The sequence below is a fragment of the Lysinibacillus sp. NPDC095746 genome, assembly GCF_044763535.1.
In the GTDB taxonomy this organism is placed as follows: Bacteria; Bacillota; Bacilli; order Bacillales_A; family Planococcaceae; genus Lysinibacillus.
Genome location: NZ_JBIWGL010000022.1, coordinates 19,949 through 32,805 on the forward strand (window position 1 = coordinate 19,949; position 12,857 = coordinate 32,805).

The 12,857-nt window shown below is 39.2% G+C and carries 9 protein-coding genes; 1 reads left to right on the forward strand and 8 read right to left on the reverse strand.

What is annotated here, in order from left to right; translation table 11 throughout:
• The first annotated feature begins 307 nt into the window (after window positions 1-307).
• Complete coding sequence (gene thiW, locus ACIQ7N_RS16405; RefSeq protein ID WP_402933965.1) at window positions 308-817, forward strand: energy coupling factor transporter S component ThiW; 510 nt, start codon at window positions 308-310, stop codon at window positions 815-817.
• 175 nt (window positions 818-992) lie between these two features.
• On the opposite strand, the gene ACIQ7N_RS16410 is transcribed toward thiW, so the two are convergent.
• Genes ACIQ7N_RS16410 through ACIQ7N_RS16445 form a run of 8 tightly spaced genes read right to left on the reverse strand, consistent with a single transcriptional unit; the run spans window position 993 to window position 12,811 of the window.
• Window positions 993-3,590 (reverse strand): VWA domain-containing protein, encoded by a 2,598-nt coding sequence (locus ACIQ7N_RS16410; RefSeq protein WP_402933968.1) that lies wholly within the window; start codon window positions 3,588-3,590, stop codon window positions 993-995.
• Window positions 3,574-5,319, reverse strand: coding sequence for a vWA domain-containing protein (locus ACIQ7N_RS16415; RefSeq protein ID WP_402933971.1), 1,746 nt, complete (start codon window positions 5,317-5,319; stop codon window positions 3,574-3,576). The genes ACIQ7N_RS16410 and ACIQ7N_RS16415 overlap by 17 nt, the downstream gene beginning before the upstream one ends.
• Window positions 5,320-5,330: 11 nt before the next feature.
• Entirely contained in the window at window positions 5,331-6,206 is an 876-nt protein-coding gene (locus tag ACIQ7N_RS16420) for a DUF58 domain-containing protein (protein WP_402933974.1), read from the reverse strand.
• Window positions 6,203-7,198: an AAA family ATPase gene (locus ACIQ7N_RS16425; protein WP_402933977.1), complete on the reverse strand. Its 996-nt coding sequence runs from the start codon at window positions 7,196-7,198 to the stop codon at window positions 6,203-6,205. The genes ACIQ7N_RS16420 and ACIQ7N_RS16425 overlap by 4 nt, the downstream gene beginning before the upstream one ends.
• Window positions 7,199-7,209: 11 nt before the next feature.
• A complete protein-coding gene (locus ACIQ7N_RS16430) occupies window positions 7,210-8,634 on the reverse strand; it encodes a hypothetical protein (RefSeq protein WP_402933980.1) in 1,425 nt (474 codons plus the stop codon).
• A 12-nt stretch (window positions 8,635-8,646) separates the two neighbouring features.
• Window positions 8,647-9,492 carry an ABC transporter permease gene (locus ACIQ7N_RS16435; RefSeq protein WP_132357759.1) on the reverse strand — a complete coding sequence of 282 codons (846 nt, stop codon included), beginning with the start codon at window positions 9,490-9,492 and terminating at the stop codon, window positions 8,647-8,649.
• Entirely contained in the window at window positions 9,489-10,424 is a 936-nt protein-coding gene (locus ACIQ7N_RS16440; RefSeq protein WP_132357761.1) for an ABC transporter ATP-binding protein, read from the reverse strand. Before ACIQ7N_RS16440 ends, ACIQ7N_RS16435 begins: the two co-directional genes overlap by 4 nt.
• Entirely contained in the window at window positions 10,424-12,811 is a 2,388-nt protein-coding gene (locus tag ACIQ7N_RS16445) for a DUF7408 domain-containing protein (RefSeq protein WP_402933984.1), read from the reverse strand. The genes ACIQ7N_RS16440 and ACIQ7N_RS16445 overlap by 1 nt, the downstream gene beginning before the upstream one ends.
• Between the last annotated feature and the right edge of the window lie 46 nt (window positions 12,812-12,857).

A 12,857-nucleotide genomic window follows, 5' to 3' on the forward strand; every position in this document is an offset into this window, starting at 1 on the left:
TCGCTGATAAAGCATCAAACATCGCTGATAAGAGAGTCAGAATCGCTGATAATAAAGAGTCAAGTCCTTAATATTGTGTTAAATTCTATACAATGTTTCTTCAACTCTGACTTTAGTTTAGTCAAATTGTCCAGCTTATGTTGGAATTCGCCGCTAAAAGTGTGAATTGCGCCGCTAACCAAAGGAAGAACGCCGCTAAAACACGAAATTCCGCTGCTAACCAAGCAAGAAACGCTGCTAAAACACGAAATTCCGCTGCTTCAGCTCTTTTTGCGGTGGTATTTAACATTTCAAAGGAGTGGAAATTATGTCAATTCGAAAATTAACAATCATGGCCATATTAGTAGCAATTGCCGTAGCTGGTTCTACCTTCGTTTCAATACCAACAGGAATTGCTCGTGCCTACCCTGTCCAGCATGCCATTAATGTTATCGGTGCTATCTTTCTTGGACCAGTGCCTACTGTTATGGTCGCCTTTGTCACAGCTATTATTCGTATTTTAACAGGCACAGGCTCATTACTAGCTATACCTGGAAGTGTTATTGGCGCTCTATGTGCAGCTCTTGCCTATAAATACAGCGGCAAGCAATGGCTTGCAGGTGTCGGTGAAATGTTTGGGACAGGTATCATTGCCTCACTTTTAGCAGTACCTTACGCACATTTATTAATGGGGACATCCGTTGCTGCTTTATTTTTCATGCCAGCCTTTTTAACCTCAAGTACTATTGGTGCTGTCTTAGGTAATGTCGTTGCTAGCAATTTGCGGAAGAATACTATAAATCGTAAATCCTTTTTAGATAAAAATATTGTGAGATGAGTAATTTAACGGAATAAATTTATGATTTATCGGAACAATCTTGTGTTTTATCGGAACAATTTCAGATTTCATCGGAATGTTTCATCTATTTATCGGAACAATTTAGGAAATATACTTTCGGTGATAAAAAACGATGGCTCATTACTATAAAGCAATGAACCATCGTTTTAAATGACTAAGATCGTTTTTTCATGCCCTTTAATAGCTGGGCAACATTTGTGTCATCTTCCTGTATCTGTGTTCTCTCTACAGGCTGCTCTTTTTTCTTCGGCTTAGTTAAGAAGCGCCAACCGAAGCGGCGGATGGTAATATCAATAAAGAATAGCAACATCCCTGCTAATAAAAGCCATGTCGCAATATTTTGACGTTCCGTACCTTTTTTAGTGAATTCACGGAATACATCGCTCGGTTCTTTTAAAACAGAGCCGCCTGTTTGCTTGGTTAGTGCTTCGATTAACTTATCATTCACTGGGCGTAATTCATACTCTGCACTATAAGGTACACTTAAGCCTGCCTGGTAAATGGTCTGTTCTTTATCGGCAATGCGGAAGAAGATGAGTCCTGGTTCTGCTTGTACGACTGCTCGAACTTGTGATGCTGAAATAGTTTCAAGTTGTGTATCAAGTTCTTCACCTGCTTCATTGACAGCAACAATATCTAAGAACGCCGCTTCATTTGTTGGATCAGTGATGACAAATGAGCCGTCTGCTTCTAGACGTACATCATAGGCAACATCATTATAGCTTGGTAGCATTTTTGAAATAAGCGTTTGCCAAAAAGTGCCCCAATTTTGCCATCTTGTCCAGTCCCCTGTCCATTTTCCTGTCGAATCAGCAGTAAAGGCAAATGTTTTGCCAAGGCCATATTGCCACTCTGCTAGTACTGGATCCTCTTTCTCACTTTCTGCAATAACAGTAGCTCCCTGCTTTGCTGTTGTACCAATATAAGCATTCATCTTAGGTACACCATTTGCAAATAACGTATTCCAGCCAGCCACATTAAATATAGTTGGATAGAATGGGTTATCCTCAATATATGTGCGTGAAATCATGGCAGTTTCACGAGATAAAATGGAGGGGATCGTCTGCTCATCAATAACATCGTAGAAACGCCCACTGCCCATCTCACTAAGTGCTTCAAGTAAATTGGCATCAGCATCCTGACCAATTGCAACCGTTGATAGGGTTATGCCATTGTCTTTCCCTTGTGCAATTAAGTTCTCATAGTTACCTGGCTGAGACTGTCCATCAGTTAATAGAATAATATGCTTACGCTGTAGCTTTAAATCAGCTAGATTTTCATAAGCTTTTGCAAGTGATCCATATATTTCGGTACCTCCCCCTGGCGTTACAGATAATATCGTATCCACCGCTTCTTCCTTATTGCCAAGTGGTCCTGTCTCAATAATTTCCCAAGGTCGATCATCGAAGGCTATAAACCCGAGCGTATCCTCATCTCGTAGCATTTCAACTGAACGAGCAGCCGCTTCTTTTGCAAGCTCTAGCTTTGCACCAGACATACTTCCCGAGCGGTCAAGGACGATAACTAGTCCTAATGATGGCAATTGCTCCTTACCTTTAATCTCCATTTCAACAGGTAGTAAAGTTTCGATTGGTGTTTTAAAATAACCGCCTAAACCAAAGCTATTTTCGCCACCGACCATTGTAAAACCGACACCGAAATTTTTCACTGCTTGCTCAATGACATTCATTTTTGCCTCGCCTACTAAATGCCCTGGCACATTATCAAAAATGATGGCATTGTATTGTAAATAACTAGAGAGTTCATTTGGTAGACTGTTAGCATTTACAACATCATAGGCGATTGATTGTTTACCAAGCGCTGCTGCAATTGGTGATGCCGTATCATAGCCATTAACAATTAGTAAATGTGGCTCACTTTGCACCATCGTGACGCTTGTTAATTTATTATTTTCAAAAATTGCATCCTGTTCAACCTGCACGAGTGCCTCATATTTTACAAGTCCTTCAGCCGTTGCTGAATGTTTAAACGTAAAGACATTTGAACCTTCTGTAAGCTCCACTGCTTCACGGTGAATAAGCTTATCGTTTTCGTATAGTAATAGCTCACCTTTTTCTGCTACAGTTGCATTTATTTCAGCGACTAACTGCTGCTGCTCACCTACATAAGCAACTTGTGGTGTAACAAAGCTTTTCATGGATACATCCTTCGCAACAGGTTGGTTAAACGGCATTACATCAACACTAATATTTGACCCTTTAAACTTCGATGCAAATTCTAAGGCATCTCCTTTTGTTTCATTGCCATCCGTTAAGAGCACAAGTCGTGTTGCTTTTTTCGGATCTACAATACCTGAAGCGAGCTGTAGACTCTGTTCAATATTTGTTTGATCTGTTGCTTTTATGTTTGTAAACTTAGGCGCTTCCTTTAAAGACTTCGATAAAATGGCTTCCGTTTGTAATGTCGATGAAAAAGAATAAATCCCTGCAAGCTGTTCATCTTTTTTCGACTGTAAACTTTCCACTATAAAATTGGACATCTCATCATCTGTACCATTCATTGAAGCAGAACGGTCAGCTAAAAATAATACTTGTTCTTCCTTTACGGGCAATAAAATATAGGGCCCTGCAAGTGCAAAAACCAAACAGCATATAGCCACAATACGAATACCTAGTACGACGATATGGCTTTTTTTTAGTCGCTGACGTTCACGCCAATAGGTCCATCCAAAATACATAAGCAATGGAAGTAAAAGCAACAATGCTAATGGCATATCAATTCGTAAATCCACGACGTCGTTGCACCTCCCACTCTAAAACAAATAATACTAAGATGATAAGGATAAGCCAAGGTACGAACGATGTTTTCGATATTTCTTCCTTACCATTGTCCGGAAGCTCTCCAAGTGTATAGCTTGTCCCCTTTTCAATCACACGCTCTTGTGCTTGAAGCTGTACGATGAAGCGCTTTTCTTCATCCTTTGAGCGAGCTGTATAAATTCCTGGCTTCATTGGTGCTGTTAATAGACCATTCGTAATGGACGATAAAAACTCATCTTCCTGCGAATAGACACTCCAATCACCTTGCGTTAAAGCAACTGCACGTTGCTCATTTGGTGTGAAAATACCAAGTGAACCAATCGATGCTGAAAGCTCCTGTTCAGCACTCCATAAAAATAATGGGAATGAAGGATGCAACGGCCAATCTGTATCTGCAATATCAGCTAATACAACAATATCTCCTTCAGGTGAACGCTGAATAAATGGCTGGTCTCCAACTGATGCAATCGTTTTATAGTTGTCGAATCCAGGATATACAGTACTGACGTAAATATCTTTTAGCTCACTAAACGCAAACAGTGCATCACTTGTTGTACTGATTTCCCCAGTAGCTTCAACCTTCTCAACATCATCCCGTCCAAATAATACAATTGGCTTGTCCATCTTTTCGAGTAGCGCCGTCTGATTTGTCACAACAGTGGCATCCAAATTGTCAGCCACTTGTGAAGATGGAACAATTTTCACGCTACTATTAATCGTTTGCAAACCTTTTTGAATGAGCTGATGCATACTTTGATCGACAACTACTTTTGAAGTTGCTGTTTGTAGCAATACAGGCTGTGAATTATCAACAGCATAATCGTCCTTAGCATCTATCTTGGCAGTCATAGTATCTTCTAATGGAAGGTCTTTGAATGTTTTTGTTATAGCTTCATTTGGAGGTAATACAACACTCTCCGCTACTATTTCCTTACCTTTAATATTTTCTATCGAAAGTGTTACGTTTTGCTCTTGGTCCGTATCATTTTGTAACTGTACAAGTGCCATAGCAGATTGTCCATCTGTAGTAGCAGCAAAACGTGTCATTGCGATATTTGTTAAATCTTTTGCGGATCCTTTTACGATCCATTTCACCGTATCTTTTTCCATCGGTAATTGCTTTTTATCGAGCGCATCTGTAAAGACATAAATAGATGTTGGTGTGTTACCGACAAAAGCCTGTGCCACATCTAAAGCTTTATTCATTTGTGCTGCCTCATATGTTACTTGTAACTCTTGAATAGCTTTTTCAATATCTTTACTCTTTGTTTCCTGCTGTAATATAGCTTTTGGCGTATTGCCTGTTGTAATGAGTGTCACAGGTCTTCCGTCAAGTTCATTAACTAATGACAGCATTTCTTTTTTATGTGTATCAAATGTTGACTGCTCTTTCCCAGCTAACATCGTTGCAGACGTGTCTACTATGAAAATCGTCTGCGCACCAACAATTGTTGACTTTTTAACATATGGATTCATTAATGCTAGTACGAGTAAAAGAAGCGCAAGTAGTTGCAAATAAAGCAGTGCGTTTTTTTGTAAGTGTTTTAAGTATGGTGACACACGGGTTTCTTGCATAATTTCCGACCAGAAAAGTGTGGAGGATACAGTTTGATCGGTATATTTTTTTCGAAAGAAATAATATAGAAGGACAATGACCGGGATGATGGCCGTCCAGCTAAAAAGTATTTGACTAAAGCCCAATACGGCTCACCTCACCTAATCCAATGTGCTTTTAATAATTGTTGGAAGATGGCATGCTGCAATCCATCCTCTACTTTAAGCTGTAATTGTCGAACACCAAAGCGCCGACAAATTGCTTCAAATTCCTCTTCATGTAATAAACGTCTTGCCCTATATGTGTCCAAAACTTTAGAAGACATCGTAACATTTACATCTCTACCCGTTTCACGATCTAGTAAGCGTACGTCGCCCGTATACTCCGGTGCTATTTCTTCTTGCGTAACTATTTGCAAAATACGGACATCCCCTGCAAAACGCGGTAGCCTTTTTAAAAGTTGCGCCCATTCATCGATTGGCTCAAGTCCGTCTGTCACAATAAATAGTACGGTACTATCTTTAGGCAATGCTTTGAAAGCTCCCTGTGCGAAGCTATTTGTATAGGTTGCTTGCTCAATCTCTGTGATCACCTGTAAAAAGGCGCGACGATACATGGCACCTTTACGACGAAACGGTGGCCTCACTTCATCCTGCAGAAAAGAAAAAGATAATCGATCATCACGACCGAGCACCATTAGACCAAGTGAGGCAACAATTTGCCGGGCAAAAGTCCATTTTGCTTGATCGCCCATAGATTTAGTTGTATCTAGCAAAATGTGTACGCGCATTTCTTGTTCATCTAAAAACCGTTTAATGAAGTATTTATCAGTTCTCGCAAAGACGTTCCAATCCACCTGGCGTACATCATCACCTAAATGGTATTCACGAAAATCTGAAAAATCGAGCGATGCCCCAAAGCGTTGCGAACGGTGCGAGCCCTTGTGCTGCCCACGTAATTTGGAGGCCGTTGCCACTTGGAAGCGACTGATTTTCGCTAACCAATCATCGGGCAATAATAATTTTTGTGTCACCTGCTAACACCTTGCTGTACTTTTTCTAAAATGACATCAATCACATCGTCTGCTGTTTTACCTGAAGCCTCCCCTTCATAATTCAACAGCATTCGATGGCGTAGCACTGGCTTAGCTACAGATTTAATATCCGCCAAAGACACGTGGAAACGCCTATTCATAAGCGCTCTTGCCTTTGCTAATTTAATTAAACTTTGTAAACCTCGAGGACCGCTACCATACATGGCATATTGCTTGACCTCATCAATGGCATCCACTCTCTCAGGATGTGTAGCCACAACAAGGTCCGTCGCAAATTCGAGCATTTCATCAGCAACGAGTACTTCCTTAACCATTTGCTGCGCTTTAACCAGTGCTTCTGTATCCATGATCTTTTGTAAACCAATTTCCCTAGCGCCTGTTGTACGCTTCATAATTTCCATTAGCTCACTTTTCTCAGGATACGACACAAGAATTTTACATAGGAAACGGTCCATTTGTGCTTCTGGTAACGGGTATGTTCCCTCCATCTCAATCGGGTTTTGTGTTGCTAAAACGAAGAATGGTCTTGCCATCTTCTTTGTATCTCCTAAAATTGTTACAGTTTTTTCGCCCATTGCTTCAAGCAGTGCACTTTGTGTTTTTGGTGTTGCTCGGTTAATCTCATCCGCTAATACCATTTGGCTAAAAATCGGACCAGGCTGGAACGTAAACTGCTGCTTGCCATCGACTGTGCGCTCAATCATGCTTGTCCCTGTAATATCTGCTGGCATTAAATCTGGTGTAAATTGAATTCGTGAAAATGATAAATCTAGTACTTCAGAAATTGTACGAATTAACATCGTTTTCCCTAAACCCGGTAGACCCTCTAATAGTGCATGTCCGTCAGCAAGGACTGCGTATAATGTATAATCAATGGCTTCCTCTTGGCCAACGATAAAGCGATGAATTTCTTCCTTCACTTGTTGTAATTTCGTACTCATTTCAACATATTGTTGCTCTGTAAATGCCATACCTTTTCCTCCTACTTAGACTCAATTGACGTGAAATATGATTGCACGACATTTTGTAAATCCTTCGGTAATTGTAAACGCTCTGAGCTTTCTAAATAGCTATCTTTATAGGAACCTATAACTTCCTCATACGGACGGATAGACCCTTTAGTAATCGGGCCATTTCCTTGTTGTTCTGAAACATGTGATCCCTCACCTAATGCACCACCATCAACTGAAGTCTGACTAGAGCCACCAATTCTTGGTGTCGTTAATAAATCGCGGCCGCCTTGTCCTGTGCCTGCACCTTGACCTGAACGATTGCCTTGACCTTGTCCCTGACCTTGACCTTGTCCGTTCCCTTGTCCTTGACCCTGACCTTGTCCCTGACCTTGTTGATTGCTTTGATTCGATCCTTGCTTCTGACCTTTACTATTAGTCTGTTGGGATCCATTTTGAGAATTAGTTTGGCCTTGTTGTCCTGTTTTACCTTGCTGATTGTTCGGCTGTGAATTCCCTGATGAATTTTGATTTGGATTATTATTGTTTTGCTGATTGTTGTTAGCACTATTGGCACCTGCTATAGCATTTTGTAGCGTATTGCTTGCAGGTTTCCCAAGCTTGCTCATAGCTGTCTGAGTAGCATTTGCATTTTGCGTTAGTTCCTGCTGCATTTGGGCGAGCTCCTTCAATTGCTCCACTTCTTCCTTTGATAAACCTTTGTCGTCAGAAGCCCCCTCCTTACTAGCTGTTTGCTTATCCTTTAATTGTTGCTCCTTTAAAGCAAGCTCCTTTTGCTTTTTCACGACTTCCCGTAATGCCTCTTCCGCTGTTTCTGTCTTTTTTAACGTATTTTGCAATTCTTTTAATTGCTCTTTCACTTCTTTTGTTTCTGCTTTTTTCTCTAATTTAGCAACTTCCTTCTTTACGTCTTCAATGACAGCTTTTTCTTTTTCCACCTCAATTGCTTCAATTTGTGACGCTGCTGGGAACATATAAAGAATGCCCAGTACGACAGCGGTTCCAAATAAACCAATCAATGCTTTTGGACGAATCAAATTTTTTTTTCGAGCTTTAAAATCAGCAAACGCTTTTTCAACGTTCTCGATTGCTTTCGTTAGTAGAGATTGAACGAGTGGGTCCTTATCGTCCTCGAACGATAAGGCTGTCACAAGCTCATTGTGAGAAAAATAATCATCCAATGTATGCAATGCTTCCTTTTCTTTTATACGCTTCCACCACGTAAACAGCACTGTTGCTAGTATGACAACGATAAAGATAGCAAGAGCTGTTTGGCGATAATACGGCCAAACAAAGAGCCGTGAAACAAGGAATAGGGCAGCACTCGAAAGCAATGCCAAAAACAAGCCGTACTGTGCAATTGGAATGCTTCTTTCTACTGTTAAACTCGTCTTTGCACGTTGAATATATTTTCGTAATTGCTTACGACGCTCCATAAGGTTACCTCCTTATCGATTACTTTTCATATTGGCACGTAATTTTCTAATCGCAATTGTTAAACAAACAACAATGATCAACGAATAAGCTATTAAATAACTAATCCATACAGGTAATTTCACGCCCGAAACTTGCACTAAAGCATCGCCCATGGATGATGAAGTAAGTGTAAGCATTAATGCACCTGGGTTAATAGCAGCCCAGAAGTAAGCCATATAAGAAGTACCAGTACCTGTGGTATTCCCCATTTGGTGGAAGGCCATCGATAAGAAGAAGAAAAACGCTGTAATACCACCTAAAAAAATGATCGAACCGTACGTAGAAATCATCGCAACAATTGTCCGCTTTGTAATGGTTGAAAACATAACACCAATACTACCAATGGCTACAACTGTTAATAAATAAAATAAAAATATCGAGATTAATTGAGACGGTGATACGCCTCCAAATAAAAATACTAAACTATACAATGGTAACCCTGCGATAAGCATTAATACTAAAAATGCTACCGAGGATAGTAATTTTCCAATGATGATTTGAGTAGAGCTTTGTGTCGTTGTTAGTAAAATATTTAAAGTTTGCTTTTCCCTTTCGCTACTAATTGCACCAGCAGTTAAGCTCGGTGTAATGAAAAGAACAAGAGCCATCTGTAATATTGTTAACACTGCGAACATCATAAAGCTTGTGTCTGGTCTGAAGAATCCCTTGCCTGTAAACCCAGTCGTTATAAGCAAAAATCCTACGATAAAAATACAAATAACCGCTAAATAAAACATTAAACCTGAAAAGCTTTTAAAAGAACGGAAGCGTAACTTCAATTCTTTTACGAATACCGGATTATAAAATCGCTCCATCATTGATTGTCCGCTCCCTTCGTAATCGCCATAAAGACATCCTCTAAATCTTTTTCCTCTTCGCTTAATGCATAAATAGGTAAATTCGCAAGTATTGCCTTTTTCAATAGTGCAACCTGATCGTCATCTGTTCCTCGGTAATTAAAGGCTATCTCTAAGCGATTATCCATTACATCTATAGAGGAGATCAGTGGATCCTCCTCCAAAAACGCACGTACCTCGTTTAAACGCTCCGTTACTTTTACTACGATACGCTTCTCCCCCTGCAGCTGTGCTTGAATGGAAGCTACATTGCCATGAGCGATAAGCTTACCATTATCAATTACACCGATTTCATCACACATTTCTGCAAGTTCAGGCAAAATATGTGAGGAGATTAAAATCGTTTTTCCCATAGCTTTTAAATTCCGTAAAATATCTCGCATTTCTACTCGAGCACGTGGATCCAAGCCTGAAGCAGGTTCATCTAAAATTAATACTTTTGGATCATGGATAAGGGCACGCGCTAAACAAAGACGCTGCTTCATCCCACGTGACAGTAAATCAACATATTCATGACGTTTATTCGTTAAATTCACGAGCTCTAGTAGCTGTGGAATAAGTACTTTTCGTTCAGCTGCCCCAATGCCGTAGCTGGCACCGTAAAAATCTAAGTATTCGTCTACTTTTAGTTGATCATAGACGCCAAAGAAATCCGGCATATAACCAATTTGTTTTCGAACTTCCTTTGGTTCCTTAATAACGCTTTTACCATTAATAATGGCATCACCTGAAGTTGGAGATAGCAACGTTGCTAAAATCGAGAATGTAGTCGATTTACCTGCCCCATTGGCACCTACAAAACCAAAGACAACCCCTTCCTCCAAAGATAGATTCAAATGATCTAGTGCTGTAAAGGAGCCGTACCTTTTCGTTAAATCACGAATTTCAATCATTATTTCGCCTCTCCCTTCAGCTCTACATCTGGTAATTTTGTTTCCTCACCTGTTTGATCTGGTCCGAATTTAATTTCAATCAGCAATTCATCATTTTCATTGAAGTATTTTTTTATGTTACCTGTAAACACCTGCTTCGCATCTACTAATGGCTCATAATTTTTCGTTTCGTTATTCCAAATTGATAGCTGCATGCGATCAATATCCTTATTTGAAACTGTCAATTCGTTTAATGTTTGAACTGAATTCATAAACTTATCTGGCATCGCGATGGATACTTCATGGGAACCATCAGATAAGTGCCAAGTATTTAACTGTTCATCTACTTTTTCAGCAAACGAATTAGGAGATAGTTGGTTTACTGAATACGTAAAGTTGTTACGTTTCATCGTAAATGGACCTGATAACTCAACTTTTCCTTCAAAAGGCTGAACAAAATAGGAAATCGGAGACATATTGGCACTTGTTTCTAGCTCAACCCCAGCAATTGCTTGGTCTGCCCATGCTGTAATGACAGGTTTTTTATCATCTTCTACAAGCGGTAATGCCATAGATTTCATACCCTCAATACGTGAAGGATTCACGTCTTCCTTCTTCGTTGGATAATTATTGAAATTGTAATTAGTAAAATTAGATGGTTTTTGTAGAACCGTTGCTTTTAGCTCTGTGTCGACTTTAAGTGTACCGTTCGCTTCAATGTCGCCAAGTTTAATTTCTTTAATGCCAGAAATTAACGTAACATCCTTTAGGGCAAACGGGAAATTGTTCATAATTGTCCCAGTTAGCTTTTCATTATTTAACGTAATATCGATATCCATCTTCCCAAGATTATGTGCCGTTGACTTCCCTGCAAACGATTGCACAGACCAATAGCTTAAATCACGTAGTGTTAACGTTGAACCATTGGCATTTTCCTTAATATAAGATAATTCATGTAAATCCTCTCTTCCCCCTACGAAATTAATAGAATTTCGTAGCGCGACAGCACTTGTATTCTTATCTGCATTCACAACAAAATCACCACTACGATTTGTTAAAATGGACTCTACATAATAACCATTTACACTACTATCTTCATTTATTTTATAAAATGCAGATTGTTGAATTTGCGGTTGCCCAATTCGATCTTTTGCACCAAAAATAAATAGACCAATAGAAAACACAATTGATATCGCAGGAATGATCCACCATGCATGCTCACGTTTGTCTATTTTCTTTAAAATGAAATATAAAATAGGGCCAATTATTAAAATATATAAAATAATAACTATTAGCATATAGCTAACAGATACTTCAAACGAAGGGAATAATTCATTGATGTTACGCAGATCATATGAAATTTCATCCAGTGGTGACTGTCCATTTGCTATCGAAGCTTGTTGTGATATCTTTTGAATATTTATCAATTTTCCCACTAATGCTGGGTAGCCATCCATAGATGCAAGTGGTTGATCCCCTAAAGAAAAAGTTGTTTGAATAATTTCTCCACTGCCAACTTTTTTCTTAGACGCTAAAATCTTATTGCTATCTGTTAATACAGGAATACTTCCTTTATTTTCAGTTGCCCCATATATAGAAATAGGCTGTGTAAAAGTTCCTCCACCTGATAATTTTGATAGGCTATTTGCAGAAACAGATGTCATTTGCTCGGATAATGCCAGTGGTAAATAATCTTTGAAAATACCTGCTGTTGCAGTTAACTGATCAGCAGCTCCTACTATTAATGTTCCACCATTCTGTACCCAATTTAATAAAGACTCTTGTTGCTTTTGCGATAAATCAGCAATAGCAATTTCATCGATAACCACAACATTCGCCATCGCAAATCCTTGTGGATCCTCTGGCAGTGTATAGTCCTTGATTTGCTTTAAATTGAAAACTTCCACATTATTTTGAGAAGCTAATTGGGATAACCTCAAAAATGCTGATAAACGATCGCTTTTATCCGTTAATGTATAAATAAAAACTGATGAAGGATCTAAAAAGTTACCTTGTAGCTGTTTTGTTCCTTTATATGCAACCTTTTCTCCTTTTTCAATGCCTCCTTCATAAAATGCAAACACATCTGCATTCCAGGAATCGATACCTTCTAGATATATATCAAATGTTTTTTCTTCTCCCGCGGCTATATCTATTGGAAATACTTTAGCAGACGCAACTTGATAGGAATTGGCAGTATTGATGACCATGTCTCCAGAAAAATCTGTACCATTATTTTTTACTGTTATTCGAATTGGCACAACTGATTGGTATTTTGCTTTACCTGCAATCCCTGCCTTAGCCTCCACGCCTAATGTAGCCGCTGCACTGGCCTGCTCTACAGGTAGAATAAAGCTAATAATAAGCATGAATAACAGTATAAATGCCGTAATATTCGTTTTTTTCAAAAACTCAACCCCTTTTATGTAAATTGTTGGCTACATAATTATACGA

Coding starts and splice junctions, on each gene's coding strand:
- thiW (WP_402933965.1), top strand. CDS start 308: ATGTCAATTCGAAAATTAACAATCATGGCCATATTAGTAGCAATTGCC.
- ACIQ7N_RS16425 (WP_402933977.1), bottom strand. CDS start 7,198: ATGGCATTTACAGAGCAACAATATGTTGAAATGAGTACGAAATTACAA.
- ACIQ7N_RS16430 (WP_402933980.1), bottom strand. CDS start 8,634: ATGGAGCGTCGTAAGCAATTACGAAAATATATTCAACGTGCAAAGACG.
- ACIQ7N_RS16435 (WP_132357759.1), bottom strand. CDS start 9,492: ATGATGGAGCGATTTTATAATCCGGTATTCGTAAAAGAATTGAAGTTA.
- ACIQ7N_RS16440 (WP_132357761.1), bottom strand. CDS start 10,424: ATGATTGAAATTCGTGATTTAACGAAAAGGTACGGCTCCTTTACAGCA.